The organism is Notoacmeibacter sp. MSK16QG-6, assembly GCF_024158145.1.
In the GTDB taxonomy this organism is placed as follows: Bacteria; Pseudomonadota; Alphaproteobacteria; order Rhizobiales; family Rhizobiaceae; genus Notoacmeibacter.
In genome coordinates, this window is the sequence record NZ_JAMYXM010000001.1 from 1,428,743 (window position 1) to 1,449,946 (window position 21,204).

23 protein-coding genes are annotated in these 21,204 nt (G+C 60.1%); 12 read left to right on the plus strand and 11 right to left on the minus strand.

Features of this window, described 5'->3' with window-relative positions:
- Positions 1-50 precede the first annotated feature (50 nt).
- Positions 51-1,160, plus strand: a complete 1,110-nt coding sequence (leuB, locus tag NIM86_RS06855; RefSeq protein ID WP_256478342.1) for a 3-isopropylmalate dehydrogenase — start codon at positions 51-53, stop codon at positions 1,158-1,160.
- A gap of 14 nt (positions 1,161-1,174) precedes the next feature.
- On the opposite strand, the gene NIM86_RS06860 is transcribed toward leuB, so the two are convergent.
- Together NIM86_RS06860 and NIM86_RS06865 are read right to left on the minus strand one after the other, a co-directional pair.
- Entirely contained in the window at positions 1,175-2,227 is a 1,053-nt protein-coding gene (locus tag NIM86_RS06860; protein WP_253380300.1) for a glycosyltransferase family 1 protein, read from the minus strand.
- A complete protein-coding gene (locus tag NIM86_RS06865) occupies positions 2,227-3,057 on the minus strand; it encodes a UDP-2,3-diacylglucosamine diphosphatase (protein WP_253380302.1) in 831 nt (276 codons plus the stop codon). The genes NIM86_RS06860 and NIM86_RS06865 overlap by 1 nt, the downstream gene beginning before the upstream one ends.
- A 204-nt stretch (positions 3,058-3,261) precedes the next feature.
- Here NIM86_RS06865 and NIM86_RS06870 point away from each other — a divergent pair, with 204 nt between their 5' ends.
- The 3 genes from NIM86_RS06870 (at position 3,262) to NIM86_RS06880 (ending at position 4,966) form a co-directional block, all read left to right on the plus strand.
- Positions 3,262-3,687 (plus strand): hypothetical protein, encoded by a 426-nt coding sequence (locus NIM86_RS06870; RefSeq protein ID WP_253380304.1) that lies wholly within the window; start codon positions 3,262-3,264, stop codon positions 3,685-3,687.
- Positions 3,688-3,767: 80 nt separating this feature from the next.
- Entirely contained in the window at positions 3,768-4,514 is a 747-nt protein-coding gene (locus tag NIM86_RS06875; RefSeq protein WP_253380306.1) for a DUF1223 domain-containing protein, read from the plus strand.
- Between the two features lie 77 nt (positions 4,515-4,591).
- Positions 4,592-4,966: a DUF2794 domain-containing protein gene (locus NIM86_RS06880; protein ID WP_253380308.1), complete on the plus strand. Its 375-nt coding sequence runs from the start codon at positions 4,592-4,594 to the stop codon at positions 4,964-4,966.
- Between the two features lie 186 nt (positions 4,967-5,152).
- Here NIM86_RS06880 and NIM86_RS06885 read toward each other — a convergent pair whose 3' ends face one another.
- Together NIM86_RS06885 and NIM86_RS06890 are read right to left on the minus strand one after the other, a co-directional pair.
- A complete protein-coding gene (locus NIM86_RS06885) occupies positions 5,153-5,707 on the minus strand; it encodes a GNAT family N-acetyltransferase (protein ID WP_253380310.1) in 555 nt (184 codons plus the stop codon).
- A gap of 93 nt (positions 5,708-5,800) precedes the next feature.
- Positions 5,801-6,550, minus strand: coding sequence for a Bax inhibitor-1/YccA family protein (locus NIM86_RS06890; RefSeq protein ID WP_253380313.1), 750 nt, complete (start codon positions 6,548-6,550; stop codon positions 5,801-5,803).
- 194 nt (positions 6,551-6,744) lie between these two features.
- On the opposite strand from NIM86_RS06890, the gene NIM86_RS06895 reads away from it, so the two are divergent.
- From NIM86_RS06895 to NIM86_RS06910, 4 genes are all read left to right on the plus strand, one after another.
- Entirely contained in the window at positions 6,745-7,185 is a 441-nt protein-coding gene (locus tag NIM86_RS06895) for a DUF4174 domain-containing protein (RefSeq protein WP_253380315.1), read from the plus strand.
- 95 nt (positions 7,186-7,280) lie between these two features.
- Positions 7,281-7,475 (plus strand): hypothetical protein, encoded by a 195-nt coding sequence (locus tag NIM86_RS06900; RefSeq protein ID WP_253380317.1) that lies wholly within the window; start codon positions 7,281-7,283, stop codon positions 7,473-7,475.
- A gap of 247 nt (positions 7,476-7,722) precedes the next feature.
- The gene (locus tag NIM86_RS06905) at positions 7,723-8,757 is read left to right on the plus strand and encodes an aspartate-semialdehyde dehydrogenase (RefSeq protein WP_253380319.1); all 1,035 of its coding nucleotides are present in this window, start codon (positions 7,723-7,725) and stop codon (positions 8,755-8,757) included.
- A gap of 91 nt (positions 8,758-8,848) precedes the next feature.
- Complete coding sequence (locus tag NIM86_RS06910) at positions 8,849-9,514, plus strand: SDR family NAD(P)-dependent oxidoreductase (RefSeq protein WP_253380321.1); 666 nt, start codon at positions 8,849-8,851, stop codon at positions 9,512-9,514.
- A 21-nt stretch (positions 9,515-9,535) separates the two neighbouring features.
- Here the strand turns inward: NIM86_RS06910 and NIM86_RS06915 are convergent, their stop codons facing one another.
- Positions 9,536-11,608, minus strand: coding sequence for a M3 family metallopeptidase (locus NIM86_RS06915; protein WP_253380323.1), 2,073 nt, complete (start codon positions 11,606-11,608; stop codon positions 9,536-9,538).
- A 65-nt stretch (positions 11,609-11,673) separates the two neighbouring features.
- The gene (locus NIM86_RS06920) at positions 11,674-12,723 is read right to left on the minus strand and encodes an endonuclease/exonuclease/phosphatase family protein (RefSeq protein ID WP_253380325.1); all 1,050 of its coding nucleotides are present in this window, start codon (positions 12,721-12,723) and stop codon (positions 11,674-11,676) included.
- Between the two features lie 173 nt (positions 12,724-12,896).
- On the opposite strand from NIM86_RS06920, the gene NIM86_RS06925 reads away from it, so the two are divergent.
- Positions 12,897-13,388: a MarR family winged helix-turn-helix transcriptional regulator gene (locus NIM86_RS06925; RefSeq protein WP_253380327.1), complete on the plus strand. Its 492-nt coding sequence runs from the start codon at positions 12,897-12,899 to the stop codon at positions 13,386-13,388.
- Positions 13,381-14,706, plus strand: a complete 1,326-nt coding sequence (locus NIM86_RS06930; RefSeq protein ID WP_253380329.1) for a multidrug effflux MFS transporter — start codon at positions 13,381-13,383, stop codon at positions 14,704-14,706. Before NIM86_RS06925 ends, NIM86_RS06930 begins: the two co-directional genes overlap by 8 nt.
- A gap of 2 nt (positions 14,707-14,708) precedes the next feature.
- On the opposite strand, the gene NIM86_RS06935 is transcribed toward NIM86_RS06930, so the two are convergent.
- From NIM86_RS06935 to NIM86_RS06945, 3 genes are all read right to left on the minus strand, one after another.
- On the minus strand, positions 14,709-15,704 hold the full coding sequence (locus tag NIM86_RS06935; protein WP_253380331.1) for an LLM class flavin-dependent oxidoreductase: 996 nt from the start codon (positions 15,702-15,704) through the stop codon (positions 14,709-14,711).
- 103 nt (positions 15,705-15,807) lie between these two features.
- Positions 15,808-16,509 (minus strand): 5,6-dimethylbenzimidazole synthase, encoded by a 702-nt coding sequence (gene bluB, locus NIM86_RS06940; protein ID WP_371872856.1) that lies wholly within the window; start codon positions 16,507-16,509, stop codon positions 15,808-15,810.
- Positions 16,488-17,717 carry an argininosuccinate synthase gene (locus tag NIM86_RS06945; RefSeq protein WP_253380333.1) on the minus strand — a complete coding sequence of 410 codons (1,230 nt, stop codon included), beginning with the start codon at positions 17,715-17,717 and terminating at the stop codon, positions 16,488-16,490. Before NIM86_RS06945 ends, bluB begins: the two co-directional genes overlap by 22 nt.
- Before the next feature lie 265 nt (positions 17,718-17,982).
- Between NIM86_RS06945 and NIM86_RS06950 the strand changes: the two genes are divergently transcribed.
- The gene (locus tag NIM86_RS06950; RefSeq protein WP_253380335.1) at positions 17,983-18,582 is read left to right on the plus strand and encodes a GNAT family N-acetyltransferase; all 600 of its coding nucleotides are present in this window, start codon (positions 17,983-17,985) and stop codon (positions 18,580-18,582) included.
- A 116-nt stretch (positions 18,583-18,698) separates the two neighbouring features.
- Positions 18,699-18,980 (plus strand): hypothetical protein, encoded by a 282-nt coding sequence (locus NIM86_RS06955; protein ID WP_253380337.1) that lies wholly within the window; start codon positions 18,699-18,701, stop codon positions 18,978-18,980.
- Here NIM86_RS06955 and NIM86_RS06960 read toward each other — a convergent pair.
- Both NIM86_RS06960 and NIM86_RS06965 read right to left on the minus strand, forming a co-directional pair.
- Positions 18,972-20,642, minus strand: a complete 1,671-nt coding sequence (locus tag NIM86_RS06960) for a mechanosensitive ion channel family protein (protein ID WP_253380338.1) — start codon at positions 20,640-20,642, stop codon at positions 18,972-18,974. The genes NIM86_RS06955 and NIM86_RS06960 overlap by 9 nt on opposite strands.
- Positions 20,643-20,794: 152 nt before the next feature.
- On the minus strand, positions 20,795-21,199 hold the full coding sequence (locus NIM86_RS06965; RefSeq protein WP_253380340.1) for a hypothetical protein: 405 nt from the start codon (positions 21,197-21,199) through the stop codon (positions 20,795-20,797).
- Between the last annotated feature and the right edge of the window lie 5 nt (positions 21,200-21,204).

The window sequence follows — 21,204 nt, forward strand, 5'->3', positions numbered from 1 at the left end:
CATTCCTTCGGCATTGGCCGACCCGCTCGAAATTTCAAGGATCATCGATCATGACCAAGACGCTCTTTCTGTTGCCCGGCGACGGTATCGGCCCGGAAGCCATGGCCGAGGTCGAGAAACTGATCGATGCGATGAACGCCGATGAGAGCGCAGGTTTCGAGACGGATCGGGGCCTGGTCGGAGGATCGGCCTATGATGCGCATGGCGCCGCCATTTCCGAAGACGATATGGCAAAGGCCATGGCGGCGGACGCGGTGCTGTTCGGCGCGGTTGGCGGGCCGAAATGGGATGATGTGCCCTATGACGTCCGGCCCGAAGCAGGCCTCTTGCGGCTTCGCAAGGATATGGAGCTCTTTGCCAATCTGCGCCCGGCCATCTGTTATCCCGCCCTGGCGTCGGCATCCTCGCTGCGTCCGGAAGTGGTGGAAGGCCTGGATATTCTGATCGTCCGCGAACTGACCGGCGGCGTCTATTTCGGCGAGCCCAAAGAGATTGTCGATCTCGGTAACGGTCAGAAGCGCGGTATCGACACGCAGGTCTACGACACGTTCGAGATCGAGCGCATTTCAGGCGTCGCCTTCGAACTGGCGCGGACGCGGAGCAATAAGGTCTGCTCCATGGAAAAGCGCAATGTGATGAAGAGCGGCGTGCTCTGGAACGAGGTCGTCACTGCGACGCATAAGGCCAGATACTCCGACGTTGAACTTACTCACATGCTCGCCGATGCCGGTGGGATGCAGCTTGTCCGCTGGCCCAAGCAGTTTGACGTTATCGTCACCGATAATCTGTTCGGCGACATGCTCTCGGACGTCGCCGCCATGCTGACCGGTTCGCTCGGCATGCTGCCTTCGGCGTCACTTGGGGCACCGGACGGCAAGACTGGCAAGCGCAAGGCGCTTTACGAGCCCGTGCACGGTTCTGCGCCTGACATTGCCGGGCAGGGCGCGGCCAATCCTATCGCCATGATCGCTTCGTTCGCCATGTGTCTGCGCTACTCCTTCGAGATGGTCGAACAGGCCGATCGGGTAGAGAAGGCCATCGCGGCGGTGCTCGATAGCGGGATACGCACCGGGGACATTATGGCCGAGGGCGCGCGGCAGGTTGGCACCAGCGAGATGGGCGATGCCATTCTTGCCAAATATCGCGAACTGGCAGGCTGAGCTTTTCGACGTGATCAGGCCGTTATTGGCTGGACGGCGGGTGAGCCGAGAGGCGCCAGACCGGCTGGTACGAGCGTATCGAGGAAGATGTCGGTGCAGGCCCGCCAGCTAAAGGACTGCAGCACGTCGTCCGGCTCCACCCGGCTGAGCTTCAATGCAGCCAGCGCCGCTTTGCCGAGATCTTCGTCACAGACGCCAGCGGCGGGGCCTGCCTCCGCTAGGACATCGGCGGGGCCGGGAACGGGATAGGCCGCAACCGGCAGGCCGCTTGCCAAGGCTTCCAGCAGCACAAGGCCGAACGTGTCGGTCCGGCTTGGAAAGACGAAAACATCGGCAGCAGCGAAATGGGCGGCGAGATCGATCCCGCTCTTCGCGCCCAGAAACACGGCGTTCGGAAAGCGGCGTTCCAGTTCTTTCCGTTGTGGACCGTCGCCGATGACAAGTTTCGTGCCAGGCAGGTCGAGCCCGAGAAAGGCTTCTATGTTCTTTTCCGTGGCAACACGTCCCACGTTAAGAAAAATCGGACGGGGCAGGTCGAGCTCGATCGCCCGGTCGGGACGGAACAGCTCGCGGTCGACGCCGCGGGTCCAGACCTGAAGGTGCTCATAGCCCCGCTCCTTCAGATCAGCCGCAATGGAAGCTGTCGGTACAAGGGTTGCCGCGCCCCTGCCATGAAACCGCTTCAAGACAGCGTGGCTCAGGCGGATCGGAACGGGCAGGCGCGCGCGTAGATATTCCGGAAAGCGGGTATGGTAGGCGCTGGTGTAGCGCCAGCCATTGCGCAGGCAGGCCCGGCGCATGGCGCGGCCGACCGGTCCTTCGGTCACGATATGGATATGGTCGGGGCGAATATCGCGCGCGATCTTTTCCATCGCGCCCGATGTGGCAAAGGCGAGTGGAATTTCCGGATAAGAGGGCAGGGCCACGCTGCGGAAGCGGGACGGACCGACGCTCTCGACCCGATGGCCGGCTGCGCGGAGGCATTCGGCAACAATTCCCATCGTCCGCACCACGCCATTGATCTGTGGCGGTGCAGCGTCGGTCGCAATCAGAATGGTTTGGCTCATCAGGCGGCTTGCGCCTTCTGCGTCTTCGGCGCGGGAAGCGCGCGAAGATCGGCCGCACGGCCTTTCGCTTCTCTTTCTGCCAGAATATCCATCCACCGAATGAGTTCGAGGCGACCGTCGAAATGCTCGACGATTGCCGTGCAGCTTTCTACCCAATCGCCTGTGTTCACATAGGTCACATCGCCGTCGATGGTCTCAATCGCGGCGTGATGGATATGGCCGCAGATTACGCCGTCCAGACCCTGTTTTCTGGCTTCGGCGGCGAGGGTCTTCTCGAAAGAGCCGATGAAGTTGACCGCGCGTTTCACCCGCAGCTTCGCCCACGCCGAAAACGACCAGTAAGGCAGACCGAAGGCGCGACGGATCATGGCGATGAAGCGGTTCAGATTGATTGCGGCCACATAAGCCCAATCGCCCAGATGGGCGAGGAGCCTGGCATTCATAACCACCACGTCGAACTGGTCGCCGTGAATGACCAGCAGGCGACGCCCATCCGCCGTCTCGTGTATTGTCCGGTCGATCACTTCGATGCCGCCGAAATGCAGCCCCTGGAAGTCGCGCGCGAACTCGTCGTGATTGCCCGGCACGTAGACCATCTCGACGCCCTTGCGCGCCTGTCGCAGCAGCTTCTGAACGACATCGTTGTGGCTTTGAGGCCAATGCCAATGGCGCTTCAGTTTCCATCCATCGACGATATCGCCGACGAGAACGATCTTCTCGGCCTGATGCTCGCGCAGAAAATCGAGCAGGGCCGTGGCGTTGGACGCCTTGGCACCAAGATGAATGTCGGAAAGAAAGAGCGTTCGGACTTTTCTGGATGTCTCGCTCATGGCGGGCGACGTCCCTTGCCGTCTGACAGTGCCCTCCCACTATGCGCTTCGCGTAACAGTCCGATGACAACGGGTGTGTGCGAAGGTTTCGACTGCGAGCCGTCCACAGCTCAAACATTTCAGCAGGATGGCTGCCTCAACGTAAGGCCAATTGACAAAGAGCGGTCCCGGCCGCTTGTCTTTCCGCGAAACGGGAGGTTCATCATGCAGGATACGATACAACCGAAAGAAGATCAGCGGCTGGAAGGCACCTATCGCTCATCCGACGATTATTGGTGGAGCGGGCGGATAGCCGGGTCAGATGGCCGGTCTTACCGCTTCCAGCACAGCGATCTCGTCTCGAATGAAACCGCCTATCAGTCCGGCGAACGGGTGACGTTCGTGCCAGAAGGACAGTTCGCCCGCGAAATTCGGCGCGCCGGAGAGCGCATTCGACCTTTCCGCATCGATACTCCGCCAACTCCCGAAGAGACACGGACCGAGGCTTCAACTGCCGCCCCGCGAGCGTCGACGCCAGGCACCGTGCTCCATGCCGGTGAGCCGGCGCCATCATCATCCAGGGCGTGGTGGATGTGGCCGCTTCTTATCGGCATCGGCGTCGGACTATTCTATGTGTACAGCCTTCAATAGGTCGCGGCTGCTTATTGAGGCTGGCGGCAATTGACCTTGCGGTGCGACGCGATCAAACTCACAGGATGATGAGGACGCTGTTGCCCGCCCGTATTCACCGCCTCTTTCTTACGGCTTTGTCGGTCGCGACGCTCTGCGTCCATCCGGCTCAGAGCCAGTCAGCGATGCGGGTGCTGGAGCTCTTCACATCGGAAGCATGCCGGGCCTGCCTGCGCGCCGATGCGTTGCTGGATCGGGAAGCGCGCATGCCACGCACCGTCGCGATCGCGTGGCACGTGGATTACTGGAATATGCGCGGCTGGAGCGATCCGCTTAGTCAGCCTGCCGCTTCGCAGCGCCAATATGGCTATCGCGACGCCTTTGGTTTGACGGGCGTTTTCACACCGCAGGTGGTGGTCAATGGCGTCGCCAGCATGGCGGCGGGAAAGCGCTCGCTGGTTGAGGAGGCGTTACCGCAAAGCGACGTCGCGACGTTGCCGATAAAGGTGGAGCGCCTGCCGGATTCGGTGATGATCGGATTGCCGGAAAGGGCCGACATGAGCGGCGATGTGCGGGTGCTGCTTCTCCTGACTCGACCTGACCGTCTCCGGTACATCTCCGGCGGTGACAATGCGGGGCGCAGTTCGCTTTCGGTCAATGTCGTGGCTGAATTGCGCACGCTGCAGCGTTGGCGCGGCGAAGCCCAGCAGATCGAGTTGCCCCGGTCGGATATAGAAGTGCATGGCGGCGACAGTTTTCTTCTGATCCAGCGCTTCGACGGGCTCGGTCGCCCGCGTGCGATTATCGGCGCCGAGCGTCTGCTTGGCGAGAAAATTGTCAGCGGCTAGTCCTGGATGGTTTATTGACGCTTGCATAGAAGCATTCGCGCCGCCAATCTGCATCTCATGAGCAAGAAGGTTCACGTATGAGTCAGCCCAAACCATCGGGCAATCTCGTCGATCTGGGGGCGCATCGCCGGGACCGAAACGGCTCGGTCGAGCCGGATATCACCTTTCACCGAAGCGAACTTGAGCGAATTCTCAATCTCTACAGTTTCATGGTGGCGGCCGGGGAATGGCGTGATTACGCCATCGATTTCATGACAGATTGCGCGGTTTTCTCGGTCTACCGCCGGGCGCGCGAAGTGCCGCTGTATCAGATCGTCAAAGAGCCAAAGCGTGCTCGCCGGCAGGGCGAATGGAGCGTGGTAACGGGCGAAGGCCAAGTGCTGAAGCGTGGCCACGATCTCGCTCTGGTGCTGCGGGTCTTTGACCGCCAACTGAAAATCGTCCGCGATTAGCGCCGGACAAATGTCAGGCTAAGCCATCACGCCTGTTCACGAAAGTTTGTTTGAAACTGACGAATCGGAAGATGACGCCGTTCGGCTGAGGCGTTAATGTGCGGCTGCTGACGCGTAAGCGAATACGCTTTCGAACAGCAGCCTCCAGTATGATACGCCCCCTTTCGTACTGGAGGCTAGTTCGCACTACTCCGCGATCATGCCCGATCGGTCTGGTGCGGTTTCGCCGCCGTGCGAGAGGGGGCGTTGCATGATAGCCGTGTCGCGCCACTCATCGCCCTTCCAGCCAGTATCCTTCAGCGTGCCAACCATTTCGAAGCCGTGGCGTCGGTGGAGCGCGACCGAGGCCGCATTGTTGGCGCTGTCTCCGATTACGGCGAGCATCTGTCGCCAGGGGCCATTTTCGGCCACTCTGATCAGATCGAGGAGCAGAGCGCTGCCGATGCCGTGTCCTACGTGGTCCGGGGCGACATAAACGGAATCCTCCAGCGTGAAGCGCCAGCCGGGTCGCTCGCTTCGATAAGGACCGGCATAGGCGTAACCCGCGACGTCGCCGTCAGCGGTACACGCAATTCGTATGGGAAGGGTGTTTTTCACCAGCTTGGCGAACCGGGCGGCCATCTCATTTTCCGACGGCGCTTCAAGCTCGTAAGTGCCGAAGCCGCTCATCACGTGATGGCCATAGATTGCAGCGATGGCCGAGATGTCGCTGGGTTCAAAGGGGCGGATGGTGATGGCCACAATATCCTCGTCGAAAAGCCGGACTGGAAAATAAATCGGGAATGAAAAAAGGGCGGCCCGCTGGACCGCCCCTATCGTCTCGCCGACTACTGCTTACTCGCGATTGCCGAGGAATTGCAGCAGGAACATGAACAGGTTGATGAAGTCGAGATACAGACGCAGCGCGCCGATGATCGCCTTGCGGCCATACATCACCTCGTCATCACCCTCATAATACATCTCCTTGATCTGCTGGGTGTCGTAGGCAGTCAGGCCAGCGAATACCAGAACGCCGATCACCGAGATTGCGAACTGCAGAGCAGATGAGCCGAGGAAGATATTAACGATCGAGGCAATGATCAGGCCGAACACGCCCATAATCAGGAACGAGCCCCAGCCGGAGAGGTCACGCTTGGTCGTATATCCGAACAGGCTCAGCGCGCCGAAGGCGGATGCCGTGATGAAGAACGTCCGAACGATCGATTCGCCCGTGTAAACGAGAAAAATCGTCGACAGCGATGCGCCCACCAATGCAGCGTAAAGCCAAAATGTGCCCTGCGCAGCCGGCACGCTCATCTTGTGAATGCGGAACGACAGGAAGAACACCAGCGCGAGCGGGGCGAAGACCATCACCCATTTGAGCGGGCTCTGATAAAGAACAGCGCCGATCTGCGTAAGCTGACCGTCGCTAACGGCCAGGTTGAAAAGGCCCCATGCGACGGCGCCGGTCAGAGCGAGGCCGATCATCATCAGGTTGTAGACCTTGATCATGTAGGACCGAAGGCCCTGATCGATCGACGCATCGGCAACCGTTCCACCACGGGCCGTGCTGTAGATCTGATAATTGCGGACAGGGTCAGCCATTGCGATCCTCTCATTGACTGGCAAAAAACCGTCCAGCGGGCGGCGCCCACCGGTTTGAATGTAATATGCGTATTGATGGAGCGCAGCACAAGAGCGGTTGCAACGCGCCGTCAAACAATCGTTAAAGGTGGCGTCCTGGCGTAAAACGCCGATGCAAGCTCGCAACCAGACAGGCCCAGCCGCGTTGCAAGGACATGATCAGAACAGCTTTTCTTCTCGCCGCCGGCTTCTTCGCTTTCGACAGCCTTCTCCCGCCGCTTTCGAACGCGCAATCGCAGCCTCTCTCCTCCATGAAATGGGAGAAACGGCCGCTGTTTATCTTTGCTCCCGATTCAGGGCAGGCAGACAATCAATGGTCAATTCTGCAGAAGAACATGGACGGTCTGAAGGATCGCGACATGATGGTGTTGACGGTGACCGACCGGGTCACGGCCCGGCTGGGACGGGCGCCGGCCGATGTGAGCGCCGCCGATCTGCGCGATCACTACAATGTTCCGAGGCAGCGCTATGAGTCGATTCTCGTCGGCAAGGACGGCACGCGAAAGGCGCTTTGGCGCGACCCGGTCGAAGCGGAGGCGATCTTCCGGATCATCGACGCCATGCCGATGCGTCAGCGCGAGATGACGGACGGATAAACTACCTTCCCCCTTCGCGTTGATCGACATCAATATCGAGCTGGGGCTGTAGGTCTAGGCTGCTTCTCATCGCATCTTTCCGATGAGGATCGCAGATGTTCAAGATCACCGCACTCGTTCACGTCATGGCAATGCCCGTTCTGATGGGCATATTCGTCATCGCAGCGCTTAATATTCCGGGTTTCAACGATAGTCGTGGTATTCTGCTTGCCGCCGCTGCCGGTTTCGTTGTCGCCATTCCGGTGAGCTGGTTTGTCGGATCGCGTATCTGGCGCGCACGCCGGGCCTGATCATAGGCCGTAGAAAGCCGTTCAATACGAGAGGCGGCTTGCACTACCTGTCGTCGCTCGACCGGTGCGAATGCAGAAATTGACAGGCTGGCGGACGTGCTGCATAAGGCGCGCCATCATGATGACGCCGACCCATCTTTCGTCGAAAACGACGACCACGCTCTGATCCCTCCTTCCGTGCCTTCCCGGAAGGGGAGGGACGGCGCATGTTCAAGGTGGAAGGCGGAACAAGGATCGGATCAATACCATGGGTTTCAAGATTGCAGTGGCCGGCGCGACCGGCAATGTCGGGCGCGAAATGCTCGACATTCTGGAGGAGCGCGGCTTTCCGGCCGACGAGGTTGTGCCGCTCGCTTCGCGGCGCTCCGTCGGCACGGAGGTCTCCTATGGCGACAAGACGCTGAAGGTCCGCGCGCTGGAGGATTACGATTTCTCCGATACCGATCTCTGCCTGATGAGCGCGGGCGGCGACATCTCCAAGAAATACAGCCCGAAGATCGGCCAGCAGGGTTGTATCGTGATCGATAATTCCTCGGCCTGGCGCTACGATTCCGAAGTGCCGCTGATCGTGCCGGAAGTGAACCCCGATGCGATCGAGGGCTTCCGCAAGAAGAACATCATTGCCAATCCGAACTGCTCGACCGCGCAGCTCGTCGTTGCGCTCAAGCCGCTGCATGACGCGGCGACGATCAAGCGTATCGTCGTTTCGACCTACCAGTCGGTGTCCGGCGCGGGCAAGGATGGCATGGACGAGCTTTTTAACCAGTCTCGCGCGGTCTTCGTTTCCGATCCGATCGAAGCCAAGAAGTTCACCAAGCGCATCGCCTTCAATGTCATTCCGCACATCGATGTGTTCATGGAAGACGGTTACACCAAGGAAGAGTGGAAGATCCTCGCCGAGACCAAAAAGATGCTCGATCCGAAGATCAGGGTCACGGCGACTGCTGTGCGGGTGCCGGTCTTCGTCGGTCATGCCGAGGCGGTGAATATCGAATTCGAGCGCGAGATCACGGCCGAGCAGGCGCGTGACATTCTGCGTGAAGCGCCGGGCTGCCTTGTGGTCGACAAGCACGAGGATGGCGGATACGTCACCCCCAATGAATGCGCCGGCGACGATGCGACATTCATTTCGCGTATCCGCGAGGACGCCACCGTCGAAAACGGTCTGGCATTGTGGGTGGTGTCGGACAATCTGCGAAAGGGCGCGGCGCTGAATACGATTCAGATCGCCGAACTGCTCGTTGCCAGAGGTCTGATCCAGCCGAAGAAGCAGGCCGCCTGACGGCTTGCATCGACACTGCTGAAGCGCATTTACGGGCGGGGTCTATGATGGCCTCGCCCGTTTTCGTTTCCGGCAATCCCTGGGAGGCTTCATGAGCATTCGTACCCTGATTGTCGGGGCATCAGGCGGGATCGGCGCTGCGTTGGCGGCCAAATGCCGCGACGATGGCGAGGTGGTAACGCTTTCCCGTTCCGCTGATGGGCTGGACGTTACGGATGAAGCGAGCATCGAACGCGCCATTGCGACGCTGGATGACACGTTCCAGCGTGTTTTCGTTGCGGTCGGGATTCTGGCGCCGGAAGGCGGACAGCCGGAACGGCGATTGGGCGAGGTCGAGCCGGATGCGCTGGCGTATCTCTTTGCCGTCAATGCAACCGGCCCGCTGCTTGTTCTCAAACATCTCATCCCGCATCTGGCCAAGGACGAAGGCGTGCGCATCGGCATCCTGTCGGCGCGCGTCGGCTCCATCGGGGACAATGAGATTGGCGGCTGGTATGCTTACAGGGCTTCAAAAGCCGCGCTGAACCAATTCGTTCGTACGGCTGCCGTCGAACTGTCGCGCAGTCATCCGGAAAGCGTACTGGCGGCGCTTCATCCAGGCACAGTGGCGACGCCTTTCACCGCCGACTACCAGGGACGGCACAGGACGGTGTCGCCCGAGACCGCCGCTGAAAATCTCGTTCGCGTTCTCAGCGGACTCGGACCGGAGGAGACCGGATCGTTCAGGGACCAAAACGGCGAAACGGTCCCATGGTGAGCTTCGACCGTTTCACGTGAATCATATTTCGCGACCGGCCTCGGTCAGAAGGCCGCGTTTGCGCATCATGGCGTCCGGGTTGGGCATCTGTCCGCGAAAGGCGCTATAAAGGCGTTCGGGATCGGCGCTGCCGCCCGCAGCATAGATGTGCTCGCGAAGCTTTTCGGCGATCTGTGGATTGAACGGATCTCCCGTTTCGGTAAAGGCTTCGAAAGCATCGGCATCCAAAACCTCGCTCCACATATAGGAATAGTAGCCGGCTGAATATCCGTCACCGGCGAAGATGTGCTGGAAGTGCGGACTACGGTGTCGCATGGCGATGGCTTCCGGTTTGCCAAGCGCTTCCATGGTTTCCGCCTCGAAGGCGATGGGATCGTCGGCGGGCGTGCCCGCGTGGTATTTCATATCCATCAGCGCCGAGGCGGTGAACTCGACGGTCGCAAAGCCCTGTCCGAAATCCTGCGCTGCCTTGAGCTTGTCCATCAGATTCTGAGGCATGGGTTCACCCGTGCGCACGTGACGCAGGTGGCTTTGCATGATCTCCGGAACAGTGAGCCAGTGTTCATAGAGCTGGCTCGGCAGTTCGACGAAATCGCGGCTGACGGAAGTGCCGGAGATGGACGGCCATGTTACCTCCGACAGGAGGCCGTGCAGGGCATGGCCGAACTCGTGAAAAAGCGTCCGCGCTTCATCCATGGACAGCAGCGCCGGCTGGCCGGCCTTCGGCTTGGCGAAATTCATGACGTTGTAGATGATCGGCTTCTGGCCGCCATCGAGCTTGTGGGCGCTTTGCAGCCGGCTCATCCACGCGCCGGAGCGTTTCGATGGCCGATTGAAGTAGTCGGCCAGAAAGGCGCCGCGCAATCCGCCATCGGCATCGCGCACCTCGAAGACGCGGACGTCCTCGTGCCAGCCATTCAGATCGGGCCGCTCGACCATTTGCAGCCCGAACAGCCGCCGGGCGACATCGAAACAAGCTTCGATGACCCGTTCCAGCGCCAGATAGGGCTTCAATTCCGCTTCATCGAGAGCGAAGCGTTCGGCGCGCAGCTTCTCTTGCCAGTAGCGCCAGTCTGCACCGGCAATCTCGGCATTCTGACCCGCCGCTGCGGCAAGCTGCCCAAGCGCCTGGCGGTCGCTTTCCGCCACGACCTTCGCGCGCTCCCAGACCGGTTCCAGCAAACCCATCACCCGGTCCGGCGTCTTGGCCATTGTGTTGTCGAGCTTGAATGCTGCGAAACTGCCATAGCCAAGCAGTTTTGCCTTCTCGTCGCGCAGTTTCAGCGTTTCGGCGATGATCGGGGTATTGTCGGTGTCCTCCGACAGGCTTCCACGATTGGTGAAGGCGCGATAGGCGGCCTGGCGAAATTCCGGCTTGTCGGAGGCCTGCATAAACGGTTCGTAAAGAGAGCGTGAGAGTGTTACGACATAGCGACCCTCATGACCGCGCGCTTCCGCTGTCGAGGCCATGGCGGCCGTGAGATCACTTGGCAGGCCCGCGACATCGGCCTCGTCGAGAACCAGTTCCCACTCCGCTTCGTCCTTCAGCACGTTCTGGCCGAAGGCAGCGCCCAATTCGGCGAGCCGCGCCCCGATCTCGGCAAAGCGCTCGCGGTCGGCGCCTTCCAGCTTCGCGCCGGCGCGGACAAAGCTCTTCCAGGTCTTTTCCAGAACCTCGGCGGTCTCGCCATCGATGTCGAGGCCGCTACGCTTTTCCCAAAGTGCATCGACGCGGGCGAAAAGCCTTTCATTCATGGCGATGGCGGTGAAATGGCGGCTCATCGCGGGCGAAAGCTTGCGCTCCAGCTCCTGAATATGCGGGTTGGTGTCCGCGCCGGCCAGGCCCCAGAAAATCGCCGATATGCGAGACAGAGCTTCTCCCGCCAGCTCCAGCGGCTTTAAGGTGTTTTCGACCGTCGCTTCGTCATCATTTGCAGCGATGGCGTCGATCTCGTTCAGGTGAGCGGCCATTGCGGCTTCGAATACGGGTTCGAAATCGGCTTGATCGATCGCCGCATAGTCCGGCAGGCCGTGCTCGCCGGTCCAGTTTGTGAGGGGGTGGGCGGCCAGGTCGATGGAGCGTTTGGTCATCAAGCATTCTTTGATTGGGGATTTGTGATGAGGTCAACATAGGGGCCATCATCCGTTCCGCCAATGCGTTACCCCATTCCGAGCGCTGCTTTCGCCTTGTCGGTCGGCTTCCAGCGGAATTCTGTGCGGATCACGCCGTGATCGCCGGTGCCGCTAAATTTGTGGTCCTCGAAATTGAGATGGTCGTTTTCGACGATCATCTCGCGAAACAGCCAGAGCCGATCTTCGCTATTGTCGTAAAACTGCTCGGAAAACAGGATGTGATCGAGGCTTTCCCGATCCTTCTTGAAAACGTGGGTATAATAAACGTCGCGGGTCGAGCGGTATTCCTGCAGCGTCTGGGCGGTGTAGAGCCCGTTATCGACGCCGCCGAAGGATAAGGGCGCAAGATAGCTCGGCTGCTCGGTGAGAATATTGAGCGTGTTGCTCTGTTTGCCGTCATTCATGTCGCCGATGATAACGACAGGCGTATCGGTCTTTTTGGCGATTTTCGTCACGATGACGCGGAGGGCGGCGGCTTCGGCCGTGCGGCGAATGGTCGAAATGGCATAGCCAAGCGCGTTGACGTGATCGCCATGGGTGTCGCGATCATACCAGTTTTCACGCCAGATCTGCGTCGGACGGCGGCTCTTGAAGTGGCAAACGAACACCTCGATAACCGGCGTCGAAGGATCGGGCTGAACCCTGGCGTGGAGAACGGGCCGCGAAAAGCTCGACAGATTGACGGCGATGGATTCTGTCTGCGGATCGTCACCATCGGAACGCAGGACCATCTCATCCGGGAAATCGGTGATCCATTCCGGTTCGCTGGCAAGCATGTCTTCGCGCACGGCCCCGGCACAGACGATCTTGCCGCCGTCATGATCCGGAGGGACGAGCGCTTTGTGGCTGCCGCTCAAGCCGGCGTTTTCCAGCGCGTCTTCCAGGGCCGCCTTCGCCCAAAGTTCCTGGAAGCCAACAAAATCGGCAGAGAGCCGCCGCAAGGTATCGCCGGTCCAGCCGATCTTCCGGTCATAGATTTCACGGGTCCAGCCATCGGCGTCGCTGTAGATCGCCTCGCCCGGCAGTTGGAGATTATAGAGATTGAAGCTGGCAAACGAGACGTCCCGATCTGCCATCGAGTCTCCTCCACATCTGGATTGCGTGAACTCTATCCTGGGTTTGCGACGCAAAAATGACAACTAGGAATATATACGTATCGCGCTGTTGGCATCTCGCTCGGTTCAGGCACTCTTGAAAAGGCGGACAAAGAGAATATAGTAAGGTCAACTTATAATCATATGATCTTACTATGGCCGCGACTGATTCCGATTCCTCCCTGTTCGTCGTATTCGACCTTGTCCGTGCGTTTCGCTCACGCTTTGAAGAGGCGGTATCGGCTTCGCCCGTGGCCGTCACCCCGGCGGAGTCGCGCGTGCTGCTCGATCTCACCAAGCATGGTCCTTCGCGTCAGGCCGAGATCGGAGAACGGCTGGCCATCGGGGCTATGAGCGTGACGGGGCTGGTGGACCGTCTGGAAAAGGCGGGATTCGTCAGGCGTGAAGCCGATCCGGAAGATCGGCGCGCCAAATGCATTCACCTGACAACAGCAAGCGCGCCGGTTCTGGAGGAAATCCAGCGCGTGAAGAGCGCTCTTCGCGATCGCGCAACGCGCAACATCGACCCCGCCGATTACGAGATCTACACGCGGGTTATCCGCCAGATGAGAGCCAATCTGGCCGACAGTCGCTGTTCTGAAAATGCTCCGCAATCCATCGGGAAATCGGAGACACGCAATGCTTGAGCGGACCGATCCGAGTTTTTCGGCTACCTCGACACAAGCGCCGGACACGGCAGCGCCGATCATGAGCGAGCGCCGCGTCAGCCTGCTGGGCGCGCTCTTTGTGGCCATCGGGCCGATCTCGATGGCGCTCTATACGCCGGCGATGACGCAAATCGTTGATGCGTTCGGCACCACCGAAGCCATGGTGAAGCTGACGTTGACACTTTATTTCGCCGGTTTCGCGGTCTCACAGCTTATTGCCGGGCCGCTCTCCGACGCACTTGGGCGGCGGCCGGTCACGATTATCTTCATGGCGATTTATTTTCTCGCCTCCGTGGCGGCGCTCTTTGCGCCGTCGGTCGGCTTTCTGATCGCGGCGCGGTTCGTGCAGGGCGTTGGCGCATCGGCGGGCCAGGCCATCGCCCGCGCTGTCGTAAGAGATCTTTTCACATCCGACCAAAGTTCGCGGATCATGAATCTGATCGGCATCATTCTGGCGGTCGGACCCGCTCTTGCCCCGACAATCGGGGGGCTCATGCTTGAAGTTACGACATGGCAGGCGATCTTTGTCCTGATGGCGGTCCTCGGCCTGACCGTCATGGCCGGCGCGATCTTCGGCCTTCGCGAGACAGTCGCCCCGGACCGCTCGCGCCTCAATCTGCGGGCGCTCGGCGGGTCTTACCTGCAACTGCTCGGCAACCGACACTTTCTGACGACGAGCGGCGTGATCGGCGGGGCGGTTGGCGCAATGTACACGCAGGCGACATTTCTGCCGTTTATCCTGATGAACGATGTCGGCCTGTCCGCCAGCCAGTTCGGGCTATCCATGCTGATGCAGACCGGCAGCTTCTTCGTCGGCTCGCTCACCGCCCGCGCCTTGATGAGATTTGTCAGCGCCTACCGGCTGGTGCCGTTCGGACTTCTGTCCATCGCCATCGGCTCCCTCGGCGTGTCGCTTCTCCTTTTCGAAACGCCGAGTTTTCTGAAGGTCATGATACCCGTCGCGTTCTATGCTTTCGGCATCGCGCTCGTCATGCCCGCCATGCTGACCGCATCGCTTGCGCCCTTTCCGCATATTGCAGGTGCGGCCTCATCGCTGACAGGATTCATCCAGATGGGCTCGGGCCTCCTAATGGGCACCATTGGGGCCATGATGGGCGACCCGCAATTCGCCATGGGGCTGCTGATCCCGATCATGGGCGTGGCCGCCATCGTTTCATACGTGATCTATCGCTTCAATCCGCATATTGCCGAGCCGGAACCGACGCGTAACGTCACGATCGGCCCGCAGTCGACGGGTCGGGCGCTGCGCGGTGAAACGAACCGTAACGACAGATAAACTCAGGCTGCCGCCAGATCGCGCAAACTCTCGGCGGCGATCTGAAATGAGTTCAGCCGCGCGGCGTGATTGTGAATCTGACCCGTCAGGATAACCTCATCGGGCCGATGCTGCCCGATCAGCGACTTGAGCCGCCCTTCGACCGTCTTCGGCGAACCAACAGCGGAGATGCGCAAAGCTTCGTCGACCATGGCGCGCATCTGCGGATCGATCTTCCTATCGATGTCGTCGACCGGGCGAGGTAGCGGTCCCGGCTTTCCCGATCGCAAATTGGCGAAGGCCTGCTGCATGGACGTCCGCAGATAAGCGCCTTCCTCATCGCTCTCGGCGGCGAAGACGTTGATCGCCAGCATGAAATATGGGTGTTCCAGCGCTTCGGAAGGGCGGAACGTCTCGCGATAGACCTCCGCCGCCTGTTCCAGTGCGGCAGGCGCGAAATGCGATGCAAAGGCGTAAGGCAGGCCGAGATGCGCGGCGAGTTGCGCCCCGAACAGGCTTGAGCCGAGAATCCAGACCGGGACATGGGTGCCGGCACCGGGTACGGCACGGACGCGCTGGTCGGACTGAGCGTCTTCGAAATAGCCCATCAACTCGACAACATCCTGCGGGAAGTTGTCGGAGTTCTCGAGGCTGCGGCGGAGCGCTCGCGCGGTCATCATATCCGTGCCGGGAGCGCGCCCGAGGCCGAGATCGATCCGATCCGGAAAGAGCGTCGCCAGCGTGCCGAACTGCTCAGCGACCACCAGCGGCGCGTGGTTCGGAAGCATGATGCCGCCCGCGCCAACGCGGATCGTCTTCGTATGCGCCGCGACCTGGCCGATGACGATTGAGGTCGCCGCGCTGGCGATGCCGGTCATGTTGTGATGCTCGGCCAGCCAATAGCGCCTGTAGCCCCAGCCTTCTGCATGCTGCGCCAGATCGAGCGTGTTGGCCAGCGCATCGGCGGGCGTCGCGCCTTCCGGCACGGGCGATAGATCGAGAACGGAATAGGGAATCATGGCTGGCTCCTTCGGCCCCGCAGATGGGGTCGGGGAAGGGCGGTTTCTATGGATGAAATTGCCGCGAGCGTTTTAATCCACCGTCAGGAGACTTTCAGAATACCTAGCGATCGATGATTTCAGGAGTTGAGCGCTGCTGCCAGCCCCGAGTGGCCAATTCCGGTTGATCGGTTGGGCAAATCGGATAGCCGATGCATAGAATGGCGATCAGCGACCAGTCATCGGGCATATCAAGCAGGTCGCTGACTGTTTGTGGATCAACGATAGATACCCATCCGACGCCGATCCCCTGCGCTCGCGCAGCCAGCCACAATGTATGGATCGCCATGACGGTGGAGTAGCGCAGCATTTCCGGCATGGTCGCGATGCCGAGACCATGGCCAGCCGTGGGCTTCTCATCGGAGTAGACAGCCAGAACATCCGGCGCTTCGCGCAGGCCATGGAGCTTGAGCGCCCGGTAAGCGGCGGCTCTGTCGGATTCATAGGCTTGCGCGGCAGACCGGCTGGCAGCGTCGACATGGTCCGCCAGCCGATCGCGCAGATTCGGCGATGATATGCGGACGAACCGCCAGGGCTGCGCATTGCCGACGGATGGGGCGAGCGCAGTCGTTTCGATCAGCCGCTCGAAAGCACCATCCGGCAGCGGTTCACTTGAAAAGTGCCGGACGTCGCGGCGCCAGGCGAGCAGTGTCTCGAACTCTGCGCGAAAATCCTCGCTGAAAAAAGGAGGGTGCTTGCCGTCTTTCAGAATGGCTCTCTCCCGCGATACGTCCTGGCCTGTTGCTACCGATCCCGTTTCGCCAATGTCCGCAACCTTAGCGCGTTGAGCTTGATGAAGCCAGCGGCGTCCTTCTGATCGTAAGCGCCCTGATCGTCCTCGAAGGTGACGAGTTCCTCGGCATAGAGGCTCTTCGGCGACTTGCGGCCGGTGATAATGACATTGCCCTTGTAGAGCTTTAGGCGAACCTCGCCCTCGACCGGTTCGGACGCCTTGTCGATGGCGGCCTGCAGCATTTCACGCTCGGGGCTGAACCAGAAACCGTTATAAATCAGCTCCGCATAGCGCGGCATCAATTCGTCCTTCAGATGCGCCGCGCCGCGATCCAGCGTGATGCTTTCAATGGCCCGATGGGCGGCAAGAAGGATGGTCCCGCCCGGCGTTTCATAGACGCCGCGGCTTTTCATGCCGACAAAACGGTTCTCGACGATATCGATGCGGCCGATACCATTATCATGGGCGAGCTGGTTAAGCTTCGTCAGGATCGTCGCCGGTGACAGTTCTTCGCCATCGATGGAGACAGCATCGCCCTTGCTGAAGCCGATGGTGATCTCGGTCGGCTCATCCGGCGCGTCCATAGGCGAAATCGTGCGCATGTGGACGTATTCGGGCGCTTCCTCCCAGGGATCTTCCAGCACCTTGCCCTCGGAAGACGAGTGCAGAAGATTGGCGTCAACGGAGAAGGGCGCTTCGCCGCGCTTGTCCTTCGGGACAGGGATCTGGTTCTTCTCGGCGAAGTCGAGCAGATCGGTCCGGCTCTTGAACTCCCAGTCGCGCCATGGCGCAATCACTTTGATGTCAGGGTTCAGCGCATAGGCGGACAATTCGAACCGCACCTGATCGTTGCCCTTGCCAGTCGCGCCATGAGCGACGGCGTCCGCGCCGGTTTCCTCGGCGATCTCGACCAGGCGCTTGCTGATAAGCGGGCGGGCAATAGAGGTGCCGAGCAGATAGGTGCCCTCATAAACCGTATTGGCGCGGAACATCGGGAAGACGAAATCGCGGACGAATTCCTCGCGCAGGTCCTCGATATAGATCTCCTTGATGCCAAGCATCTCCGCCTTTTTGCGGGCCGGCTCCAACTCGTCTCCCTGCCCCAGATCGGCGGTGAAGGTGACGACCTCCGCATCGAGCTCGGTCTGCAGCCATTTCAGGATGATCGAAGTGTCGAGGCCGCCCGAATAGGCCAGCACCACCTTCTTGACGCCCTGCCACTTCTTGGCCGCTTCACTCATTGTCTCCCCTTTCCGGCTCGTTCCGTCGCGCAATCGCGCGCTTTCATGGCCGCGCTTCTAGCCCAGGGTGGGGAGCAGGAACAAGCCGAAGATTTTTGTCTCTGGCTGGGTAGCCAGGCAACGCCTCTGATGTCACGCGGCAATCAACAATCTCGATGCTGCGTTGCAAAATTTGCATGGCAGGCCGGGACGGACGCTCTTATATCGAGCGTCGATGGGAGGATCGACACGATAGCCGGGCGGTAAGCCTTGCAAGAGAGCCAATATGTATCCGCCTCTATCCCATCTCGTTCACAAGGTTCTGCGTCACCCGAAGGCCGAGCGCCGCCCATCTCGACCCGCATGGAAAACCACCGATGTGCGTCGCATCGCAGAGACCAAATGCGGCATGAAGATCATGGTCCGCTACGGTGGGCCGGAGGATGCGGCGGCCCTGTCTGACTTCCACCGCCGGCAGCGACCGGAAGACCTTCAGTTCCGCTTCCTAACGGCCATGTCCACCGTTTCGCCGGAGCGTATCGCCGAAATGCTGAACGGCGATCATGAGCATAAGGCGATCGTTCTGGCCTTCGAAGAGCATGGCCGAACCGTTCTCGGTTATGCCCTCGTTGCCGGTGATAACCGTTTCGATACGGCCGAGATCGCGCTGAGCGTCGATCCGTCCTTTCGCCGGCGCGGCATTGCATCACTTCTTGTCTACGAGGCAGAGCGGTTTGCCGAATCGCGCGGCTACGGCGCATCACTTCTGATCGGCTCTCGGCAGAACAGGGCGGTGATCGAACTGGAACGTTCGCTCGGTTACAGCGTCCGTACGATGCCAGATGATGCGACATTGAGCATGGCCGAGCGGTCTCTCGCCGGCTGACCACACTCCCCACGATTCTTTTTCGGGACGCCGAAATTGTCTCATTTTCGACCCGAAATTCCGATTGTGGTATCAATCTGAATTGAAACGATTCGGGATGACGAGGGGATCACGAATTGGACGTCAAGGCGCGCGGAAACCGACTGACGCAGCGGTTCGATAGCGAAGAAACCATTCTCGATGCGGTGCAAGCGCTGCATCGCGATGGCGTGGCGCTGTCCGAGCTGGAAAATTATCTGGTGAGGATCGGTCCGACCGATCTGGACCTTCTTGCCGATGTTCTGGCGCGTCTACGCCAGACCATGGCCGCGAACGATCAGACCGCCGCAACCGCGCCGGCCGAGACAGTTCCCAAGGTCTCGTCGTCGCGGAGCGGGCGGTTCGCGCCCTCAAGCTGACGGCTGACGGCCTTCTGGCTGCGCCGCTTTCGGTCCACCATTGAGAAACTGAGCCGGCGCGCGGCTGTCGCGCGCCAGGTAGACGGTCTGCGACGGAAAGGCGAACTCGACGCCTTCGTCCTGAATGGTGTTCATGACGCCCATCAGCAGCTCTGTCTGATAGTCGAAGAATTGCGGTATCGACCGGGTTTCTATGTAGACGAAGATCTCCATCGTCAGACAATCCGATCCGAAATTGAGAAACCGGACGGCCGGATCGTCATCCTCTATCGCGGGATGTTCGCGCAAATAGGTTTTTAGCGCCTGTCGAACGCGTTCGATTTCGTCCGCGGTCGTCTCGTAGCGCAAACCAAAGCGATGATTGAACAGGAAGCGTTCCTTGCGCGTGTAATTCTCGATCTGCATGGAGGAAAAGGCGCCGTTCGGAATGGTGACGATCGTACGTTCGAGAGTGCGAACCTTTGTGGAGCGGATGCCGATATCTTCGACCGTGCCGAAAACGCCCTCGAACTGGCAGAGATCGCCGACCCGGATCGGCTGATCGATGACCAGCATGACGGAGCCAACGAGATTTTCGATTGTTTTCTGCGCACCGAGCGCCAGGGCCAAGCCGCCAATACCGAGTGCGGCAAGACCTGTACGAACGTCGAAACCCAGCATATCCAGTATCTGGAAAAGGCCGATGAACAGAGCGACGGCATTGATGAGCCGTGTCATCAGCTTGGTGCCCGAAATTGCCGAGGTTTTTTCCCGCCGGGTCATCGTGTCCAGCAGGCGGCGGGCAATCGCCGAGGTTATGATGAAGACGATCCAGACCAGCGAAAGGATGGCGGCGATGTCGTAGAGTTGAAACGACCATTGCCGGGCTATGACTGAAACGCCAAGGCCAAGGCAGGCGAATCGGAAGAAGCCGTTGGAAAACAGCACTGCCAACGGAACGCGGACACGGCGGACTTCCTCACGCGTTTCGCTGGGCGCGCGGCGTAGCCAGATATTGATGGCGAATGCCGTAAGCGCCCATGCGCAGCACCATCCGATAAGAAATGCGATCAGGGCAAGAACCGGCAAGGCGATCCAGTCGCCAGCGGGAATGCCGAAAAGTTCATACCCTCTGAACGCCGAGGGCGTATAGCGTTCTATGGCAGTTGCGACGGTCTGGTTGACCAGTTCCGGCAACGCATCCAGCGTCGTGTCGGCGACCACCCAAAAGAAGTGACCGTCCTGCTGTATCCGCCGCAGGAGCAGCGGAACGTCGCCATTGGCGGAACTGATCGTGCCGACCTGATCCAGATCGCCTTCCAGCCCGTCGCCGCTCTTTCCCTCGACCGTATTGTCGATTTCGCCGACAGGAGCCAGCCGTCCAGCACGATCGAGCACTGTTCTGAGTTGCTCAGCCAGCCCTTCTACTGCCGGCGATCCCGCCTCGGCCTGCAGGTAGCGCGCCGCGAGAGCGGCGTCGTTCTGCGCCATTGCTGCAAGATAGCCCTGTATGGTGCCGCGCGGGGTCGTCCGGCCGAATGCATCGGTCACGGCGTCTTCCTGCTCGGCTGGCGTTGCGCCGTTCATGCCAGGCAATTGCGCCATGGCTGGGCCTGCAAAGGCGGCCATGAAGACAAGGATTGCGAGAATTGGTCTGATCGTTGGGAGAAGTTTTCGCGGCATGTTCCTGAAATTCAGCTATCGTCGGCTAGCCATTCGCATCCGGTTCTGGAGCGCTGGAAGCTATTCGCACGACAATTGTGCGCAGCTTTGCAATTTTGTGCAATGCAGCAATAGATTTTTATCTCGATGATAGGCCGTCGCCGGCGGCGAGGTCAGACCGCCCGGTCTTTTTGCCAGCGGCCGGCATTGCGGCCAGCGATAAGCCAGTAGGTCAGTCCACCCAGGGCGGCTGACGCGGCAAGCGGGGCGGCATCGATCAGACCGTCAGGGCCAAGAAACGCGCCGATCACACCGACGATCATCGCAAGTGCGACGTACACAAGCCAGTTCCGCCAGCTTTGCCACTCAGCGATAACAATGACGGGTAACCATGCCTTCAGGGCGAAGGCGCCGAAGACGGGAAGCATCGATGCGAAAAAAACCAGCGCGCTCAGCCCCTCAACCAGCCGGTCGCCTTCTCCCATGAAGGCGAAAAGGACCGTGACCGCCGCCGTGGTGACGCCGACCGCGATCAAATAGCCGAAAGCGATGGCAAACAGGCGAAGGACGGCACGCATCAGGC

Bases quoted from the DNA above. Each gene is read 5' to 3' on its own strand.
- NIM86_RS06945 (WP_253380333.1), bottom strand. From the start codon at position 17,717: ATGAGTGAAGCGGCCAAGAAGTGGCAGGGCGTCAAGAAGGTGGTGCTG.
- NIM86_RS06870 (WP_253380304.1), top strand. From the start codon at position 3,262: ATGCAGGATACGATACAACCGAAAGAAGATCAGCGGCTGGAAGGCACC.
- NIM86_RS06950 (WP_253380335.1), top strand. From the start codon at position 17,983: ATGTATCCGCCTCTATCCCATCTCGTTCACAAGGTTCTGCGTCACCCG.
- NIM86_RS06860 (WP_253380300.1), bottom strand. From the start codon at position 2,227: ATGAGCCAAACCATTCTGATTGCGACCGACGCTGCACCGCCACAGATC.
- leuB (WP_256478342.1), top strand. From the start codon at position 51: ATGACCAAGACGCTCTTTCTGTTGCCCGGCGACGGTATCGGCCCGGAA.
- NIM86_RS06900 (WP_253380317.1), top strand. From the start codon at position 7,281: ATGTTCAAGATCACCGCACTCGTTCACGTCATGGCAATGCCCGTTCTG.
- NIM86_RS06920 (WP_253380325.1), bottom strand. From the start codon at position 12,723: ATGGCAGATCGGGACGTCTCGTTTGCCAGCTTCAATCTCTATAATCTC.
- NIM86_RS06935 (WP_253380331.1), bottom strand. From the start codon at position 15,704: ATGATTCCCTATTCCGTTCTCGATCTATCGCCCGTGCCGGAAGGCGCG.
- NIM86_RS06960 (WP_253380338.1), bottom strand. From the start codon at position 20,642: ATGCCGCGAAAACTTCTCCCAACGATCAGACCAATTCTCGCAATCCTT.
- NIM86_RS06925 (WP_253380327.1), top strand. From the start codon at position 12,897: ATGGCCGCGACTGATTCCGATTCCTCCCTGTTCGTCGTATTCGACCTT.
- NIM86_RS06965 (WP_253380340.1), bottom strand. From the start codon at position 21,199: ATGCGTGCCGTCCTTCGCCTGTTTGCCATCGCTTTCGGCTATTTGATC.
- NIM86_RS06880 (WP_253380308.1), top strand. From the start codon at position 4,592: ATGAGTCAGCCCAAACCATCGGGCAATCTCGTCGATCTGGGGGCGCAT.
- NIM86_RS06895 (WP_253380315.1), top strand. From the start codon at position 6,745: ATGATCAGAACAGCTTTTCTTCTCGCCGCCGGCTTCTTCGCTTTCGAC.
- NIM86_RS06905 (WP_253380319.1), top strand. From the start codon at position 7,723: ATGGGTTTCAAGATTGCAGTGGCCGGCGCGACCGGCAATGTCGGGCGC.
- NIM86_RS06910 (WP_253380321.1), top strand. From the start codon at position 8,849: ATGAGCATTCGTACCCTGATTGTCGGGGCATCAGGCGGGATCGGCGCT.
- NIM86_RS06930 (WP_253380329.1), top strand. From the start codon at position 13,381: ATGCTTGAGCGGACCGATCCGAGTTTTTCGGCTACCTCGACACAAGCG.
- NIM86_RS06890 (WP_253380313.1), bottom strand. From the start codon at position 6,550: ATGGCTGACCCTGTCCGCAATTATCAGATCTACAGCACGGCCCGTGGT.
- NIM86_RS06865 (WP_253380302.1), bottom strand. From the start codon at position 3,057: ATGAGCGAGACATCCAGAAAAGTCCGAACGCTCTTTCTTTCCGACATT.